Raw genomic sequence first — 16,379 nt, forward strand, 5'->3', positions numbered from 1 at the left:
TGGAGGGGGATCGGAGCGGGGCGGGGTGGGGCTACGGCTTCGCGGTGGGTTTGCCGCCGCCTTGGCCGGGCGGGGCCGTCGGCTTGCCCTGGCCGTTCGAGCCGGCGCCCGGGGAGGCCCCGTTCCCGCCCGTGGTGGGCTGGGCGGTGGGGGCCGTCCCGGATCCGTTCCCGGTCTCGTTCCCGGACTCGTTCCCGGCCGTGGGCTTGCCGGGGGTGGGGGTATGGGAGGCGGCGCCGGTGGGGGTGGCGGAGCGGCGCGGCGCGGCGGAGGCCGAGGGGCTCGGCTCGGCGGCGGGCGACTTGCTCGGGGCGGCGTCCGCTCCGCGGGGCGCGGGCAGGAACGGCGAGCGGAGCGTCGGCCCGCCGAACAGTGAGCTGAGTACGAGGACCACGTACGCGGCCGCGGGCACGACGAGCAGCCACCCCAGGCGCCGGACCCGGCGCTGGCGCCGCCCCGACGAGTCCACGAACACCGGGCTCGGCTCGGCGGCTTCCGCCGCACTGGGAGCGGCCACCCGGACCCGAGGGAGCTCCAGCGTGTCGTCGTCCGCGTAACCCGGCTGTGGTTGCATCGGTGGGGCTGCCTCTACGGGGTGTGGCGGGTGGTCGGGGCGTCGTCGCGGGGCGGTGGCAGCGTCGGGCCGGCGTCCGGCTTCCCGGGCGTGCGGCCGCCGGGGGAGCGGGTCGGCTTCGGATCCTCGGGTCGCTTGGTCGCCTCGGGCTTGTCGCTCTTCCCGGGCTTCGGGGAGGCGCCGCGCTTGCCGTCCGTCGGCCGCGGGGTCGGCGAGCCGCCGGGGGTCTCGTCCGGGCCGCCCACGACGGGCGCGCAGTACGCCGGGACGCCGGCGGGGCCCCCGGCCGCGGCGACCAGCGGAGCGAACCGGCTCTCGGCGAGCACCCCGGAGGGCTGCGCGCCGCCACCGTCGGCGGCGTGGGCGCGGCAGAGCTCGGCGAGATCGGCGGGCACCTCCTCCGGCGAACCGGCGAGCGTCCGCGAGGTCGGCTCCCCGGCCTTGAGGGCGGGAGCGGAAACGGTGGGAGCCGGGGCGCTGCTCGCGGGCCCGCCGCCCAGGGCGGCGGGCAGGTGCCCGGTCCCGGCGGCGACGGCCACGCCACCGAGGGCGGCGGCGGCCACGGCGGCCGCGACCTTCGCGCCCAGGAGCCTCGCCGGTGTGAGCACGTTCCGCTTCCGAAGGGTCGACACGGGGGACACGGCATCGGACACAGGGGTGGAAACCGGGCCGAGCCGGGCGGACCGGAACGCGGCCATGGCGGCCTGCTCGCCGGGCAGTTCTTCGTCGTCCGCGGGAGCGGACACGGCGGCGAGCAGTCCCGCGAGGGCGTCGTGTCCGGGCGCTGCGCCGGCTCCGGAGCCGACCAGCAGCTGCTCGGCGGTGTCGCGGTCGATCCGGCGGGATCGGTTGGTGCTCATCTCGCATCCTTCAGCGTCGGAGAGGTCGGCGGTGTCACTCCTGGGGCGAAACTTCCTTCGAGCGGCTGCTGAGCGCCGCTGGGGCCGGTTTTGTGCTGTTCCTGCTGTTCGAGGAGTTTGGCGAGTTTGCGCAGGCCCCGGTGCGCGGCCGTGCGCACAGCGCCGGCCCGCTTGCCGAGCACGCGCGCCGCGCTCTCCGCGTCCAGGTCCATGACCACGCGCAGGAGCACGGCCTCGCCCTGGTCGCGGGGGAGCCGGGCTATGAGGGCGAGCGCGTCCGCGGCGGCGACGGTGGCCAGCGCGGCCGACTCGGTGTCCTCGGGCGCACGCCGGTCGAGCAGGTACTCGACGGGCAGGTCGGCCGTCGGGCGGCGGCGGCGCCGGCGCAGCAGGTCGAGCGCCCGGTTGCGGGCGATGGTCGTCACCCAGCCGCGGAACCCGTCGAAGTCCCCGTGGAAGGTTCCCAGGTCCCGGGCGACCTGCAGCCAGGTCTCGGAGGCGACGTCCTCGGCCTCCTCCCCGACGAGCACGGTCAGATAGCGCAGCAGCCCGGGCTGCACCTGCCGAAAGAGCGCCCGGAAGGCCGCCTCGTCCCCCCGTTGTGCCGCTCTGACCTCCCCGGACATGTCGCCCGGGCGTCCTGCCTCGCTGTCGGCCTCGCCGAACTCCTCCGCACTGTGCACGCGGGACATGATGCGACAGATGAATCCGGCAGTTCACCCGATGAGCCGGATATCACCTGATGTTCGTGCGAGGAGCCGGGCGCCAAGGCCTGGTCAAAGCCGGTCCGCTTGAGCAAGGATCACGTCCGCACCGCCGCCACGCACGTTCTTGCGGCACATCACCCCCTTCGCAGGAGGATGTTCATGCCTCGCCGTATACCCAGCGGCCTGATCGCCGCGGCCACCGCCACCGTGGCTCTCGCCCTGGCCGCACCCGCCTCGGCTTCCCCGGCCGCCCCGGCCGCCTCCTTCCCCCAGGGCCGCGTGTTCATGGTCAACCCCGTCCAGTCCTCCGGCGACCAGACGCTCGCCGACGCGAAGGACTCCGCCGGCGCCGTGCCCGCTTCCGCTTACGCGACGGCCGCGCTGCGCAACCTCGACGCGAGCGGCGGGCTGTCGGGGAAGTGGGCCCACGTCAGGTCGGACACCGGCGCCTCCGCGAAGACCGCGTCCGCAGCCTCGTACGACCGCCACGACGACCGGTTCGAGCAGGTCATGGCCTACTTCTGGGTCAACGAGGCGCAGGAGTACCTGCAGGGCCTGGGCTTCGGCACCGAGCTTCCCGGGGCCAACGACCGCGCCCAGCCCGTCCGCATCAACCAGTGGGGCGCCGACAACTCCTTCTTCACCGACAAGAAGGACGAGATCCGCTTCGGCAAGGGCGGGGTCGACGACGCCGAGGACGCCGAGGTGATCGTCCACGAGTACGGGCACGCGGTCCACGAGGCCCAGGTGCCCGGCTTCGGCACCTCCGTGGAGGCCGGCGCGATCGGCGAGGCCTTCGGTGACTACCTGGCCGTGGAGGTCGGCTCCGCGGCGGTCGCCCGGTACGGCTGGGTCCGTACGGCGGACGAGGCGTGCGTGGCCGACTGGGACTCCGTCCCGTACAGCGAGGCCCCGCACTGCCTGCGCCGGATCGACGGTTCCAAGGTCTACGCGGATCGGGTGGGCCAGGTCCACGCGGACGGCCAGATCTGGTCCCGCGCGCTCTTCGACATCCGGGGCGCCCTCGGAGCCCGGACCGCGGACCGGATCATCGTCAACGCACAGTTCGGCTTCGCGCCCGACACGAGCTTCACGGACGCGGCGCTGAAGACGATCGCGACCGCCGAGCAGATGTACGGCAGCGGCGCGGCGGACGCGGTGCGCGGAGCGTTCCAGGCCCGCCAGATCCCGGGCGTCTAAAGGCCGTTGGCGTTCCCCGCTCGCCCCTGACCTGGCCTTTCGGCGTCGAGGCGTGTCACCCTGGTTCCCGCGTCAAAGACCCATCGGCGGCGCGTCGGGATCGGGGGACGGCCGTGGCGGACCGGGAAGCGCCGGAGAACCATGTGGTGGGGTACGCCGAGATCCTGCTGGACGCGTGCGCCACGGGCCGCCGGCTCACCCGCACCGAGCTGGCGGCCCGCCGCACGCAGGGCGAGCGGGCGGCGGAAGCCGGACTGCCCCTGCGCGGGCTCATACGCGAGCATCTCGCCGCCGCGCAGGAGGTCCAGCCGCAGCTGCCGTCCGGCGCGACGGGCTCCTTGCTGGCGGTGGTCGAGCAGGCCGTGGACGCCTTCGCCGAGGGGTACGAGCGGGCCCAGCGCCTGGCGATACGTCAGGACGAGGCGGCCCGCCGCGAGTTCATCGACGACCTGCTGTACGGCCGCAGCGACCTGGGCCGCCTCGCCGAGCGCGCCGAGCGCTTCGGGCTGCGCCTCTCGCAGGCCCACGCGGTCGCCGTGGCCGAGGGCCCGGAACCGTACGGGGACGGCTACCCGGTCGCCCGCCGCATCGAGTCCGCGGTCCTGGCCCGCTTCGGGAACCGGCACCTCCTCCTGGCGACGAAGGACGGCAGGCTGATCTGCGTCGCGCCGGGCGATCAGCCCGAGGTCCTGACGTACTTCGCCGAGCAGGCGTACGCGGTCACCAACGGCGGCCGGATCGCGATAGGCCGGGCCCACTCGGGCGCCGGCGGGGTCGTCCACTCCTACGAGGAGGCCATCAACGCCCTCGACCTCGCGGAGCGGATGGAGCTGGACGGTCCGGTCCTGCACGCCGCCGACCTGCTGGTCTACCCGGTACTGACCCGCGACCGGCAGGCCATGGCCGACCTGGTGGAGAGCATGCTCGGCCCCCTGACCCGGGCCCGCGGCGGCGCCGGTCCGCTGCTGGACACCCTCATCGCCTACTTCGACAGCGGCTGCGTGGCCACCGAGGCCGCCCGCCGGCTCTCGCTGAGCGTACGGGCGCTGACGTACCGGCTGGAACGCATCCACACCCTCACCCGGGCCGACCCCGCCGACCCGGCGCACCGCTACGCCCTGCAGACCGCGGTGATCGGAGCCCGTCTGCTGGGCTGGCCGGATCAGGCCACCGCGAAGTAGCGCGGTCACGGGCGGACACGCCGCCCCACATTGCCGGGCCCCGGCATGAGTACGCGCCCGCGGCACGGCCCCCTTCGGCCGTGCCGTCCGGTGGGGTGCGAGGTCCACCTGCATCAAATCCGCGTAAAGACTGCCGGTGGCAGGCAATGTGCGCCGCCCGCACGCGGTGGCACGATGCCGCTGTCCGGCGAGATCACCGGTCAGACGGGGGAGGTGCTCATGGGCTTGTTTCTTGGCCTCGGCATTACGGGGATCGTCCTGTTGGTCGGCTCGCTGGTGTTCGACGGGGTGCTGGAGGGGGTTTTCGACGGCGCCCTGGACGGACTGTTCGACGGGTGGTTGTCGCTTCCGGTGGTCGCGGGCTTCGTCTCGATGCTCGGTTTCACGGGGGCGATCGTGCTCGGGTCCACGGGGCTCGGGCCGGGAGCGGCGACCGCCGCAGGGGTCGTGGCCGGGGCGGGGGCCGGCGGGCTGACGTACCGGATCAGCCGAGCCCTGCTGCGGGACCGCAGCGGGGCGGCCCCGCGCCACGAAGACCTGCTCGGCTCGACCGGGACCGTGGTCACGGCCATCGCGGCCGGCGGCTACGGCGAGGTCCTGCTGACGCTCGCCGGCCAGCCGGTGAAGTACGCCGCGACCGCCGACGGGCCGGTCGGCCGGGGCACGGAGGTGTGGGTGACGGCGACGCCGTCGCCGACCTCCGTGGCCGTCCGGGCCGTCGAACGCTGAGAAAACTCTCCTTCACTCGTCCTACGGGGGTACCACCATGAGTCCTGTCGTCACCGCGGTCGTGGGGGTGGTCGTCCTCCTCGTCCTGCTGGCCCTGGCCGTCGTCACCCGCTACAAAGTCGCCGGTCCCAGCGAGGCGTTCATCATCACGGGCCGGCGCGGCAAGAGGTCCACGGACCCCACGACCGGCCAGGTCGTGACCGACAACACCGGTCAGAAGGTCGTGGTCGGCGGCGGGGTCTTCGTCGTCCCCTTCGTGCAGCAGCGCTTCACCCTCGACCTGTCCAGCCGCCACATCCCCGTCGCCGTCCGCGGCGCGGTGACCCTGCGCGGCATCAAGGCCAACCTCGAAGGCGTCGCGATCGTCAAGGTCGGCGGCACCGAGGAGGCCATCCGCGCCGCCGCCCAGCGCTTCCTCCAACAGCAGGACGGCATCGTCGGCTTCACCCAGGAAGTGCTCTCCGGCGCCCTGCGGGCGATCGTCGGCCGCATGTCGGTCGAGGACATCATCCGCGACCGTGCCGCCTTCGCCGGGCAGGTCGCGGAGGAGGCCGAGGCCAGCCTCTCCGGCCAGGGACTCGTCCTCGACGCCTTCCAGATCCAGGACATCACCACCGAGGGCTCCTACCTGGAAGACCTCGGACGGCCCGAGGCCGCCCGCGCCAAGCAGGAGGCCGACATCGCGGAGGCCAACGCCCGGCGCACCGCCGCGCAGGCGCGGTTGAAGGCCGAGGAGGAGATCGCGGTCGCCGAGCGCACCCTGTACCTGCGCCAGGCCGAGATCAAGGCCGAGACCGACGCCGCGGCCGCCCAGGCCAACGCCGCGGGCCCGCTGGCCGAGGCGGACCGCCAACAGCAGGTCCTCGCCGAGCAGGAGAAGGTCGCCGAACGCCAGGCCGCCCTGACCGACCGCCAGCTCGACACCCAGGTCCGCAAGCCGGCCGACGCGCGCCGCTACGAGGCCGAGCAGGAGGCGGAGGCCAAGCGGGTGGCCCGGGTCAAGCAGGCCGAGGCCGAACGCCTCGCCGCCATCGCCGCGGCCCAGGCGGAGGCCGAGCGCTCCCGCCTGACCGGTGAGGGCGAGAAGCAGCGCCGCTCCGCCCTGGCCGAGGCCGAGGCCATCGAGGGTGCCAAGCGCGGTGAGGCGGAGCGCGCCCGGCGGGCCGCCATCGCGGAAGCCGTCCGGCTGGAGGGCGACGCGGAGGCCGCGTCGATCTCCGTCAGGGGTGCCGCCGAGGCCGACGCGATGAACAGGAAGGCCGAGGCCTTCGAGCGCTACGGCGACGCCGCCGTCCTCCAGATGCTGATCGAGGTCCTCCCGCAGGTCGTCGGCAAGGCCGCCGAGCCGCTCGCCGCCATCGACAAGCTGACCGTCATCTCGACCGACGGCGCGAGCAAGCTCTCCCGCACCGTCACGGACAACGTCGCCCAGGGCATGGAACTCCTCAGCTCCACCACCGGAGTCGACCTCGCCGAGCTCCTGAAGGGGCTGACCGCCGGCAAGGCGCCGCAGGAACCCGCCGCGACCGGGCTCAACGGCAAGATCGCCATCACCGACTAGCCGTGCCGGCGCCGGTCACTGCCCGGGGGAGAGCTCGCCGCTCAGGGTGCGGTGGATACGCGCGCTGTGCTCGTTCAGGCCGGTGATCTCGACGCTCTTCCCGCGCTGGGCGTACTTCGTCTCGACGGCGTCCAGCGCGGCGACCGTCGAGGCGTCCCAGATGTGGGCCGAGGACAGGTCGATGACGACCTTGTCCGGGTCTCCCGCGTAGTCGAACCGCGTCACCAGGTCGTTGGAGGAAGCGAAGAACAACTCGCCCGTGACGGAGTAGATCACCTCGGTCCCGTCCGGGTCGGTGACCGAGGTGACGTTCGCCAGGTGCGCGACCCGCTTGGCGAAGATGACCATCGCGGTCACCGACCCGGCGATGACACCGACGGCCAGGTTGTGGGTGGCGACGACGCACGTCACGGTGACCACCATGACGGTGATCTCCCCGGCGGGCATCCGCTTCAGGGTCTTCGGGGCGATCGAGTGCCAGTCGAAGGTCGCGAAGCAGACCATCACCATGACGGCGACCAGAGCGGCCATCGGGATCTCGGAGACGACCGGCCCGAAGACGATGCACAGCACCATCAGGAAGGCGCCCGCGAGGAACGTCGACAGCCGGGTCCGCGCCCCCGACACCTTCACGTTGATCATCGTCTGGCCGATCATGGCGCAGCCGCCCATGCCGCCGAAGAAGCCGGTGACGATGTTCGCGATGCCCTGGCCGACCGACTCGCGGGTCTTCGAGGACCGGGTGTCGGTGATCTCGTCGACGAGCTTCGCCGTCATCAGCGATTCCATCAGCCCGACCAGCGCCATGGCGAAGGCGTACGGAGCCACGGTCGTCAGCGTCTCCAGGGTGAACGGCACGTCCGGCAGCCCGGGCACCGGCAGCGCCGACGGCAGCGAACCCTTGTCCCCGACCGTCGGCACCGCGATCCCGGCGGCCACGGTGATGGCGGTGAGGATGACGATGGACACGAGCGGCGCGGGGACCACGGTGGTGACCTTCGGGAAGAACACCATCAACGCCAGCCCGGCGACGACGAGCGGGTACACGGCCCACGGCACGTTCCGCAGCTCCGGCACCTGCGCCATGAAGACCAGGATGGCGAGCGAGTTGACGAAGCCGACCATCACCGAGCGCGGCACGAAGCGCAGCAGCCGGGCCACCCCGAGCGCGCCGAGCACGATCTGGAAGACGCCGGCCAGGATGACCGCGGCCACCAGGTAGCCGAACCCGTGCTCGCGGTTGAGCGGTGCGATGACGAGGGCGACCGCCCCGGTCGCCGCCGAGATCATCGCCGGCCGCCCGCCCACGATCGCGATCGTCACGGCCATCGTGAAGGAGGCGAACAGCCCGATCGCCGGATCCACTCCCGCGATGATCGAGAACGAGATGGCCTCGGGTATGAGCGCCAGCGCGACGACCAGCCCGCCGAGCACCTCGGTCCGCAACACCTTGGGCGAGAGCCAGGACGGACGGCGCAGGGAGAAAGCGGAGGAGGGCATGGCGGAGCGGACCTGTCCTGTCGGGAGCGCGCGGAGGAGCGGAGGCCTGCGCGCCGGGGATGCAGGAAGGGCCCGATCCACTGAGTGGATCAGGCCCTTGACCTGGTTTTACGAAGTCGGGGTGGCGGGATTTGAACCCACGACCTCTTCGTCCCGAACGAAGTACGGCCGCGCGCCGACGCTGCGTGTTTGCAATCTCCGCAGGTCAGAGCGTTGGTGTCCCGTGGTCTGAGTGGGTCCTGGAGCCCCCTTGAAGCAAGATCATCTCCCAGATTTCTCCCAGCCGCCGAGGTCGGGCGTCTGATCGAGGCGTGCTCCTTGAGGGTGGTGATCGCGTGACCGGCGAACTGCGGAAGGTGTCTGAGGCGTGGTGCCCGCTGATACCGGCTGTGCGCCGAGCACGGCAACTCACCAGCCGAAAGAGGACTTCGCATGACGCACGCTGATGTGGCTCCCGAGGTGCCTCCGCTGCTGGGGATCGACGGTTCTTCCACGGAGCGCCTGCACGCTGCCTTCGAGCAGGTGGAACTGTCCGATGCCACGCCCGCGGTGCTCCAGAAGACGGAGGCCGGAATCACGATGTCCTATGACCCGAGGCGGATGTCGGCGATTGAAGCGCGCGAGTTCCTGATGGCCCGCACCGCCTTCACCGAAGGGCCGGAGGCCGATGCGATGGTCGAGGCGGCCCAAGAGCACGGTGGAGCCTTCCGGGACCTGGTGGGGGAATTCCTGGGCCGGATCGACCGCTTTGGTGATCCCGTCGGTACCGCACAGGAGTTTCTTCGCATCTTCGCCGCTGCGCAGCTGTACGTCTTCGCAGAGAAGAGGCGACTCCGGATCGTGCGCGCTGACGGGCCCAACGGCCATCTGCTGACCGAGGCCCTGGTGGTCGACGGCCTGCTGGTGGTCCCGCCCGGTCGGAGTCCGCAGGACACACTGCGTGACGTGGGCGCAGCCGACTGTGCGGCTGCTGTTCGCTGAGGCCCGCCGTACGGCGCCTGGGCGCTGGCCGTCCTGGCCTGAGCGATGGCCAATGGGCGCTCTTACGCGTAGGCGGTGAGGTGCTCACACTCCTGGGAGGCGGGAGGGAGGCCGAAGTGGGTGGACGAGGGCGACGTCGCTCGACAGCCCGGCGGAAACGTGAGGCCAGGAGGCGCGCGGTCCTGATCTCCGGCGCCTGCATTGCCACTGTGCTGGTGGCTCTCTGGGCACAGATCTGGCCCTACGTCGTGGGAGCCATGGTTCTGGCCACAGCGGCAATGGTCGGCTGGCGGCTTTGGCGCATGGACCGGCTGTTACGTCGAAGCGACGGGCAATGGCGGCACGAGGAGGCGGTGAAGGCGGGGCACCGCACACTCGCCGAGGTGGACCGGATGGATGGCGGGGAGTTCGAGGACTTCGTTCTGGAACTGTGCCGGCGTGACGGATGTACGGATCTCAAGCGTGTGGGGCGCTCTCACGACGACGGTGCGGATGTGCTGGGAAGGCTGCCCGACGGAAGGACCATGGTGATCCAGTGCAAGCGCAACACTCCCAAGCGTCGGATCCCCAGTCGCGAGATACGGGACCTTCTCGGTACGCGGGTGCACTTCGGCGCCGAGGTCGCCATCTTCGTGACGACCACCTACTTCAGCGGCCCTTCAGTCCGGACCGCGGTGCAGAACGGCGTCTTGGCGGTCCACCGTGACCACCTGGGGCAGTGGAACAACGGAGCCACGCTCCTGTCGCTCCGCGATGTGAACGGCCTGGGCCAGGGAGACCGACGCCATCACCAGCGGTGGAGGGACACGTACTCCTCGTAGAGACGTTCCAGGGAGTGGTCCCGGCCGATCGGGCCGAAATTGATCAAAAAGGGGCTAGGCCGATGCCGCGCCCGGGGTGTGCAGTGTGGACGAAAGATCGGCCATATCCGGAGGGGGAATTCATGGCGATCAAAGTGCTGCCGGTGTCGGGGGAGCAGGCCGGCTGGATCGACGCAGTCGTTGCCCTGGGAGACCGGTACACCAAGCGGCTGGGGTTGCTGACCCCGCCCGCCTACCGCAAGGCAGCCGAGGACGGAGGCCTCCTCCTCGCCATGGAGGGGGAAGAGGTCGTCGGCTACACGCTGTTCGGTCTTCCGAAGCGCAGTCAGCACGTGCGTCTGGCGCATCTGTGCGTGGCCGAAGAGCACCGCGAAAAGGGCATCGCTCGCCTGCTGATCCAGGCCATCCGCGAGCGCCATGCACAGCGCCTCGGCATCAGGGCAAGGTGCCGCCGCGACTACGGACTCAGCGGAATGTGGACCAAGTTGGGCTTCGTACCCCGTGGCGAGGGCCTTGGCCGCGGTCGAGACCAGGAAACCTTGGACACCTGGTGGTTGGACCTGGGGCATCAGGACCTGTTCGCCGAGGCCCAGAGCGATGCGTTGCTCGTGGTGACCGTGGACCACAGCGTCTTTGCCGGCCTGAGGGGAGGTGGCACCGGGCGTGCGGTCGAGGAGTCGCGGGCACTTGAGGCAGGCTGGCTCTCCGACCTGATCGAGCTCGCCTTTACCCCGCAGTTGCTGCACGACGTACGCGATGTCGCAGACCGTGGGGAGCGGCAGCATCAACGCGCCGGCCTGGCAGGGATGAGGCAGATCACTCCTGATTCGGACGGCGTGGCGGCCCGGCACGAAGAGCTGCTGGCCGCCCTGGTAAAGAACGCGCCGGGTGTGGTGCTCGACGCGGGCACGCGAAGCCGCTTGCGGTATGTGGCCGAGACCTCCTGCGCCGGTCTTCAGGTGTTGGTGACGCGTGATCCTGCGCTCGCACAATTGGCCGACGTCGCCTGGGATATCGCCCGCGTCAAGGTCGTAGCGCCGTCCGTGGTGACCCTCCACGTCGATGAGCTGCGCCAAGCGCAGGTCTACCGGCCCGCGGACCTGTTGGGTACGGCGTTCTCTGCGGCAGAGGTCGCGCCAGGCAATGAGGCTGAACTGGTGGCCTTTTTCAACCAGGCCGGTGGCGATCAGGGATCCGCCTTCGAGGATCGGCTGAAAGGCTTCGTCACTGATGCCGTGCTGTGGCGTCGGGAGCTGCTGCGAGATGGTGATGGCCACCCGGTGGCCCTGTACGTCTGGGCCCTGGACGGGCGCACCCTGACTGTGCCCCTTCTACGCACGGCATCGCATGCTCTGGAGGAATCCCTCGCCCGGCAGCTGCTGTTCATGCTCAAGCGCCTCGGTCGTGAGCGCGGGGCGCAGGTGGTCCGGATCACCGACCCCTTCCCCTCGCCTGCGGCGGGAACGGCCGCGGGCGCGGATGGCTTTGCCGAGCACGAGGGCGGCCTCACCGCGTTGCTGATCGACGTCTCTGGCTCCGCCGACGCGGTGTCCCGTGCGGCCGGTGAGATCTCGAGTCGTCTGGGCCTCACCGTGCCGGTGCTTCACGAGGGACTGTCCGCCGAGGTGGCGAGTGTCGCCGAGCGATCCTGGTGGCCTGCGAAGATCACAGACTCCGAGCTGCGGTCCTTCAGTGTGCCCATCGAACCGCGCTGGTCTGCGGAGCTGTTCGACTTCCCCACGATGCTCGTGCCTCGCGATGAGGTACTGGGAATCAGCCGGGAACACGTCTACTACCGCTCCTCCGGCCACCGGAATGAGAGTGTCCCCGCCCGCCTCCTCTGGTACGTCAGCAAGGGACCTAAAGGGCAGCAAGGGCAGGTGGTGATCGGATGCTCGCGGCTGGACGAGGTGTTGATCGACGAACCTGACATCCTCTTCTCGCAATTCGAACACCTGGGCGTATATGGTCGTGACCAAGTCCGTGAGGCAGCCGATTCCTCCGGCAGGGCCATGGCGTTGAGGTTCTCGGACACCGAGCTCTTCCCGGTGCCGGTGACGCTCGGACGTTTGAACCTGCTGGCACAGAGTCTGGGACTACCGTTGTCACTGATCTCGCTGACGAAGATCAGCAACGCGCTGTTCCAGGCGGTTTACGAAGAGGGGCACCGAAAGACGTGAGCGATCCGGAGCGCGCGATGCTGCTGTCCGTCCACCCCCGGTTCGCGACGGCGATCCTGGCCGGGAGCAAGACGGTGGAGGTGCGGCGACAGCGCGTCGCCGCCCCTCCCGGCACGGCGGTGCTCCTCTATGCCACGGCGCCCACGATGGCGATCGTGGGCATGGCGCGCATCGCTTCGGTGCAGGTCGCTTCGCCCCGAGAAGTGTGGTCAGCGAGCCGTACTCGCGCTGGAATCAGCAGGCGCGAGTACGACGCCTACATGTCCGGCGCCACGCGGGCCAGCGGGCTCACCTTGGAGGACCCCGTGACCTTCGATGCTCCTGTCCCCCTCACCGCACTACGGGCCACCGGTCCCTTCCACCCGCCACAGAGCTACCGGTACTTGAAGTGCGACGACCTGCAGCTGATGGCCATGGCCGCGCCCAACGCCGACTCGACCCTGCGCGGCGTCCTGAGCGAACTCGTACCAGCGTAGAGGCCCTCTTTTGCGGTGGCTGGCGTGCTCCGAGAGATTGTCCCAACACGCTTTCCAAATGTTCGTACACCGTCCGGCAGGGCCGCCCGGACACGTCCTGACCTGCGTCGTACCGCTTTCGTGGTCTCCGGCCGAACACGTCCGGACGGAGGCGAATGCAACCAGAACTGCAACCACGGAGGGGTGGCCCGGAAGCGTCAGCGGCGCCGCAGCCGGGCCCGGTGGCCGCGGTGGAGGCTGCCTAGTACGTGGGGCAGAGGTGCGTGTGCACCGCGTCCAGGATCTTGGCCGCCTTGGCCTGCCCGAATCCGTCCGGGTGGGTGGGCGACGTGAACCGCTGGTTCGTGAGGTCGGTCTGCTTCTGTTTGTCGGTGGGGAAGTTAGCGATCGTCTCGCACTGGTTGCGGCCGCGGTCGACTGCCTTGTCAGGCTTGGTGTTGACGACGTCCGGGTCGATGGCTGTCAGGGCGGCGATGTACTTTGCCTGCGTCGCCGCATCCGGCTTGGGCGGAATCCCCTTACCCTTGGGCGCCTCGGCGGCGGCCGACGGGCTACCCGTCGCCGTAGGTGTGGCGGGGCTGCTCGGAGCAGCAGCGCTGGGCGTCTTCGCCGACGCCTTGTCGGCGCCCTTGTCGGTGCCGCAGGCGGTCAGTGAGGCAGTGGCGATGACGGCCGAGAGTACGGCGATGGCGGTGCGGTGGTTCACGGTTCTCCCCTGTGCAGTGACTGTGTGCGCAAGAGTCGATCGCTCACCGTAGGCAATGGTTGTACGCCAGTGGAATCGCTTTCCGATCCTTCCACTCCAGCCGTTCCTGGGCCGCCAAAGGTGGCCGTCGCCGAGACTCGAACCGGCAACTATCGGATTAAAAGTCCCGGCAAGTGCTGCTGGATCCGCTCCAGACCCCGCCTTCCCGTCGCATCGCTCACGCATCGCTCACGCATCGCTCACGCATCGCTCACGCATCGCTCACGCATCGCTCACGCATCTGACCCGGGTGACCTGGGCTCTTGCCGCCCGGAGGGACCGGTCAGGCCCGGAGACGGCGGAGGAACTCGTCCTCGTCTACGACCTCGATGGCCTGGCCGGCGTCGAGCAGCGCCTGCGCGATCTTCAGCTTGCCGCTCAGGGTCGACCAGCGTGGGCGGGGTCAGCTGCCCAGCCACGGCGGTGTTCCATCCGCAGATGGCGAGGTGCACCGTGTGAGCCACGGTTAGTGACTCCGACCGCCCGGCGAACCCCCAGGTCAGACAGCAAAGTCCTGCTGGAGTTACTAGGCTTGCCCCATGGCCAGCCGACACGTCGCGCGCACCTGGGGGATCCATCCCGGCGGGGGATACTCCACCGTCTGGGCCGACCTCGCCGAAGGCCGGCTGACCGCGCGGGGGCGGGCCGTCGGGCTCGACCCCGAGCCGTACTGGCTGACGTACACCCTGGAGACCGGCGAGGCCTACGCGACCTCCCGGCTCCGTGTCACCGTCGAGACGGCGACCACGGCCAGGATCCTGGACTTGCGCGGCCACGAGGGTTGCTGGACGGCCGACGGAGTCCACCGGCCCGACCTCGACGGCGCGCTCGACTGCGACCTGGGCCTGTGTCCGCTGACCAACACCATGCCCGTGCTGCGCCACGGCCTGCACCAGGGGGCTCCGCCCGTACCGCATCACTTCCTGATGGCCTGGGTGTCGGTCCCCGGCCTCGACGTCAGCCCGGACCAGCAGACGTACACCCCCCTCACCCGAGACGGACACGGCGCCCGCGTCCGCTATGAGTCGGGCGACTTCCGCAGCGACATCGAGTTCGACGGCGACGGCCTCGTCCTGGACTACCCCCTCCTGGCCACGGCCCTTACGCGCTGACTGCTCGCCCGGCCGAGTGCCGCTGTGAGGCCGGAACCGCAGGGCCCGACGGCAGGCGACGGCTCCCTGGGCCGGCTCCCCGCCCTCGGGCGACGTGACTGAGGCTTCGAGGGACGGAGGAGGCGGCCGCCGCGCCCGCCGTTTCGGGACGGCCGCGACACCCCGTGGGCGTATCCATCAGACACCATCGCCACTTGCCCGCCCCACCGGCCACGCGCTGCCCGCGCTGGTTGCCGCCCGGATGGACGATTAGGGCCGTCGTAACTCGTCCTTCGGCCCTCAGCGGGTTCGATACTCGGATCGGGTGAGGCGCACCGGCCCGGGCTCACCCGGCTGTCGTGGCGGCGGCGCAGCGGAGTGCTCCGATGCTTCGCTTGCCGGGCCCGGTCGCACCCCGCGATCGTGTTCGACAACCAGGAGGGCCGCCGTGGCCGCGCAGGGCGAGTTGGACCAGGCAAGGGTGGATGCCTTCATGGAGAAGGCGCTCGGGGACGTCAGCGGGACGATGGCCGTCGGCTTGTGCCACCTGGGGGACCGGCTCGGCCTGTTCAAGGACCTCGCGGTCAGCGGGCCGACGAGCAGCCAGGAGATCGCGGACCGTCTGAACCTGAACGAGCGTTACGTGCGCGAGTGGCTGCGGGGTCTCACGGCCGCGGGCTATCTGGAGGAACCGGAGCCCGGGCGCTTCGTCCTCCCCGCCGAGCATGTCCCCGGCCTGGTCGACGAATCGGGGCCGATGTTCCTGGGCGGCGTCTACCAGATGATGCCCGCCGCCCTGGCGCCGTACGAACGTCTGATCGAGGCGTTCCGGAGCGGGGGTGGCGTGCGGCAGAGCGACTACCCGGACGTCCTGTGGGACGGCATGAGCCGCTTCACCGGCAGCTGGTTCGAGAGCGTGATGGTCGACGATTGGCTCGGTACCTTCCCTCACGTCATCGAGGGGCTTGAGCGGGGCATCGAGGTCGCGGACGTCGGATGTGGCGCCGGCCGCGCCCTGATCGTGCTGGCCAAGGCATTTCCCCGCTCGCGCTTCACGGGCTTCGACAACTTCCCGGGCCAGGTGGAGCGTGCCCGTACGAACGCGCAGGAGGCCGGTGTCGCCGACCGCGTGGGCTTCGAGATGGTCGATGCCGCTCAGGGTCTTCCCGGGCGCTATGACCTCGTCACCACGTTCGACGTCATCCACGACTCTGCGGAACCGAAGCGGCTCCTCACCGCCATCAGGGATGCGGTCAAGGACGACGGCGACTACCTGATGCTCGAGGTCAACTGCGAGGACCGCCCCGAGGACAACGTGGGCCCAGTCGCATCAATGTTGTACGGGTTCAGCGTGTTCTACTGCATGACCACGTCCCTCGCGAACGGCGGCGCGGGCTTCGGGACGTGCGGCATGCCCGAGGCAGTCGTACGCAGTATGTGCGCCGAAGCAGGCTTCGGCAGCGTGGCGCGATCCACAGCGGAGGACCCCTTCAACGTCCTCTACGACATCAAGCCGTAGGCCGACGCCCAGGCCCCTCGGAGCCCGTGTTGGAGGCCCACAGCACCGCCCGCGTGGTCGGCGGAGCCGGGATCATATGGCCAGCCAGACGTATCGAGGGCCCGCGATGTCCAGTACGTATTCGCCCTGCTCCTGGCCTGCAGGGCGCATCACGGGGGGTGGCAGCCGGTTGAGCCAGCGCTGCCACAGCCCTGCGTACGGGCCGCCTTCGAACGGGACACGGATTCCGGAGTCGATCTCTGTCACGGCGGGAG

Annotated in this window: 16 protein-coding genes and 1 tRNA gene; 10 read left to right on the plus strand and 7 right to left on the minus strand. The window is 70.5% G+C overall.

The genetic code is table 11. The features are described 5' to 3' along the window. Positions 1-31: 31 nt before the first annotated feature. The 3 genes from OG625_RS20795 to OG625_RS20805 are packed head-to-tail and all read right to left on the minus strand — an operon-like array spanning position 32 to position 2,060. Positions 32-574: a hypothetical protein gene (locus tag OG625_RS20795; RefSeq protein ID WP_329383147.1), complete on the minus strand. Its 543-nt coding sequence runs from the start codon at positions 572-574 to the stop codon at positions 32-34. 14 nt (positions 575-588) lie between these two features. Continuing rightward, complete coding sequence (locus OG625_RS20800; protein WP_329383150.1) at positions 589-1,434, minus strand: hypothetical protein; 846 nt, start codon at positions 1,432-1,434, stop codon at positions 589-591. Further along, complete coding sequence (locus OG625_RS20805) at positions 1,431-2,060, minus strand: RNA polymerase sigma factor (protein ID WP_329390824.1); 630 nt, start codon at positions 2,058-2,060, stop codon at positions 1,431-1,433. The genes OG625_RS20800 and OG625_RS20805 overlap by 4 nt, the downstream gene beginning before the upstream one ends. Before the next feature lie 240 nt (positions 2,061-2,300). Here OG625_RS20805 and OG625_RS20810 point away from each other — a divergent pair, with 240 nt between their 5' ends. The 4 genes from OG625_RS20810 to OG625_RS20825 all read left to right on the plus strand — a co-directional run bounded on the left by OG625_RS20810 (position 2,301) and on the right by OG625_RS20825 (position 6,812). Then, positions 2,301-3,341, plus strand: coding sequence for a M4 family metallopeptidase (locus OG625_RS20810; RefSeq protein ID WP_329383152.1), 1,041 nt, complete (start codon positions 2,301-2,303; stop codon positions 3,339-3,341). Between the two features lie 113 nt (positions 3,342-3,454). After that, complete coding sequence (locus OG625_RS20815) at positions 3,455-4,522, plus strand: PucR family transcriptional regulator (RefSeq protein ID WP_329383154.1); 1,068 nt, start codon at positions 3,455-3,457, stop codon at positions 4,520-4,522. Positions 4,523-4,741: 219 nt separating this feature from the next. Next, positions 4,742-5,251 (plus strand): hypothetical protein, encoded by a 510-nt coding sequence (locus OG625_RS20820; RefSeq protein WP_329383157.1) that lies wholly within the window; start codon positions 4,742-4,744, stop codon positions 5,249-5,251. A 37-nt stretch (positions 5,252-5,288) separates the two neighbouring features. Next, on the plus strand, positions 5,289-6,812 hold the full coding sequence (locus OG625_RS20825; protein ID WP_329383160.1) for a flotillin family protein: 1,524 nt from the start codon (positions 5,289-5,291) through the stop codon (positions 6,810-6,812). 15 nt (positions 6,813-6,827) lie between these two features. Here OG625_RS20825 and OG625_RS20830 read toward each other — a convergent pair whose 3' ends face one another. Then, positions 6,828-8,312: a SulP family inorganic anion transporter gene (locus OG625_RS20830; RefSeq protein WP_329383163.1), complete on the minus strand. Its 1,485-nt coding sequence runs from the start codon at positions 8,310-8,312 to the stop codon at positions 6,828-6,830. A 123-nt stretch (positions 8,313-8,435) separates the two neighbouring features. Continuing rightward, positions 8,436-8,502: transfer RNA gene (locus OG625_RS20835), tRNA-Pro, on the minus strand. Positions 8,503-8,744: 242 nt separating this feature from the next. Here OG625_RS20835 and OG625_RS20840 point away from each other — a divergent pair. From OG625_RS20840 to OG625_RS20855, 4 genes are all read left to right on the plus strand, one after another. Continuing rightward, positions 8,745-9,293, plus strand: a complete 549-nt coding sequence (locus OG625_RS20840; RefSeq protein ID WP_329383165.1) for a hypothetical protein — start codon at positions 8,745-8,747, stop codon at positions 9,291-9,293. Between the two features lie 257 nt (positions 9,294-9,550). Further along, positions 9,551-10,114 carry a restriction endonuclease gene (locus OG625_RS20845; protein ID WP_329383169.1) on the plus strand — a complete coding sequence of 188 codons (564 nt, stop codon included), beginning with the start codon at positions 9,551-9,553 and terminating at the stop codon, positions 10,112-10,114. A 122-nt stretch (positions 10,115-10,236) separates the two neighbouring features. Next, positions 10,237-12,294 (plus strand): GNAT family N-acetyltransferase, encoded by a 2,058-nt coding sequence (locus OG625_RS20850; protein ID WP_329383171.1) that lies wholly within the window; start codon positions 10,237-10,239, stop codon positions 12,292-12,294. Continuing rightward, a complete protein-coding gene (locus tag OG625_RS20855; protein WP_329383173.1) occupies positions 12,291-12,770 on the plus strand; it encodes an ASCH domain-containing protein in 480 nt (159 codons plus the stop codon). The genes OG625_RS20850 and OG625_RS20855 overlap by 4 nt, the downstream gene beginning before the upstream one ends. A gap of 241 nt (positions 12,771-13,011) precedes the next feature. Here the strand turns inward: OG625_RS20855 and OG625_RS20860 are convergent, their stop codons facing one another. Further along, entirely contained in the window at positions 13,012-13,476 is a 465-nt protein-coding gene (locus OG625_RS20860) for a hypothetical protein (RefSeq protein ID WP_329383176.1), read from the minus strand. A 578-nt stretch (positions 13,477-14,054) separates the two neighbouring features. Between OG625_RS20860 and OG625_RS20865 the strand changes: the two genes are divergently transcribed. Together OG625_RS20865 and OG625_RS20870 are read left to right on the plus strand one after the other, a co-directional pair. Further along, the gene (locus tag OG625_RS20865; RefSeq protein WP_329383179.1) at positions 14,055-14,627 is read left to right on the plus strand and encodes a putative glycolipid-binding domain-containing protein; all 573 of its coding nucleotides are present in this window, start codon (positions 14,055-14,057) and stop codon (positions 14,625-14,627) included. 427 nt (positions 14,628-15,054) lie between these two features. Then, the gene (locus OG625_RS20870; protein ID WP_329383182.1) at positions 15,055-16,125 is read left to right on the plus strand and encodes a methyltransferase domain-containing protein; all 1,071 of its coding nucleotides are present in this window, start codon (positions 15,055-15,057) and stop codon (positions 16,123-16,125) included. A gap of 72 nt (positions 16,126-16,197) precedes the next feature. On the opposite strand, the gene OG625_RS20875 is transcribed toward OG625_RS20870, so the two are convergent. Further along, entirely contained in the window at positions 16,198-16,371 is a 174-nt protein-coding gene (locus OG625_RS20875; RefSeq protein WP_329383184.1) for a hypothetical protein, read from the minus strand. Between the last annotated feature and the right edge of the window lie 8 nt (positions 16,372-16,379).

The sequence above is a fragment of the Streptomyces sp. NBC_01351 genome (genome assembly GCF_036237315.1).
GTDB lineage: Bacteria > Actinomycetota > Actinomycetes > Streptomycetales > Streptomycetaceae > Streptomyces.

Bases quoted from the DNA above. Each gene is read 5' to 3' on its own strand.
- OG625_RS20795 (WP_329383147.1), bottom strand. From the start codon at position 574: ATGCAACCACAGCCGGGTTACGCGGACGACGACACGCTGGAGCTCCCT.
- OG625_RS20800 (WP_329383150.1), bottom strand. From the start codon at position 1,434: ATGAGCACCAACCGATCCCGCCGGATCGACCGCGACACCGCCGAGCAG.
- OG625_RS20805 (WP_329390824.1), bottom strand. From the start codon at position 2,060: ATGTCCGGGGAGGTCAGAGCGGCACAACGGGGGGACGAGGCGGCCTTC.
- OG625_RS20810 (WP_329383152.1), top strand. From the start codon at position 2,301: ATGCCTCGCCGTATACCCAGCGGCCTGATCGCCGCGGCCACCGCCACC.
- OG625_RS20820 (WP_329383157.1), top strand. From the start codon at position 4,742: ATGGGCTTGTTTCTTGGCCTCGGCATTACGGGGATCGTCCTGTTGGTC.
- OG625_RS20825 (WP_329383160.1), top strand. From the start codon at position 5,289: ATGAGTCCTGTCGTCACCGCGGTCGTGGGGGTGGTCGTCCTCCTCGTC.
- OG625_RS20830 (WP_329383163.1), bottom strand. From the start codon at position 8,312: ATGCCCTCCTCCGCTTTCTCCCTGCGCCGTCCGTCCTGGCTCTCGCCC.
- OG625_RS20840 (WP_329383165.1), top strand. From the start codon at position 8,745: ATGACGCACGCTGATGTGGCTCCCGAGGTGCCTCCGCTGCTGGGGATC.
- OG625_RS20845 (WP_329383169.1), top strand. From the start codon at position 9,551: ATGGTTCTGGCCACAGCGGCAATGGTCGGCTGGCGGCTTTGGCGCATG.
- OG625_RS20850 (WP_329383171.1), top strand. From the start codon at position 10,237: ATGGCGATCAAAGTGCTGCCGGTGTCGGGGGAGCAGGCCGGCTGGATC.
- OG625_RS20865 (WP_329383179.1), top strand. From the start codon at position 14,055: ATGGCCAGCCGACACGTCGCGCGCACCTGGGGGATCCATCCCGGCGGG.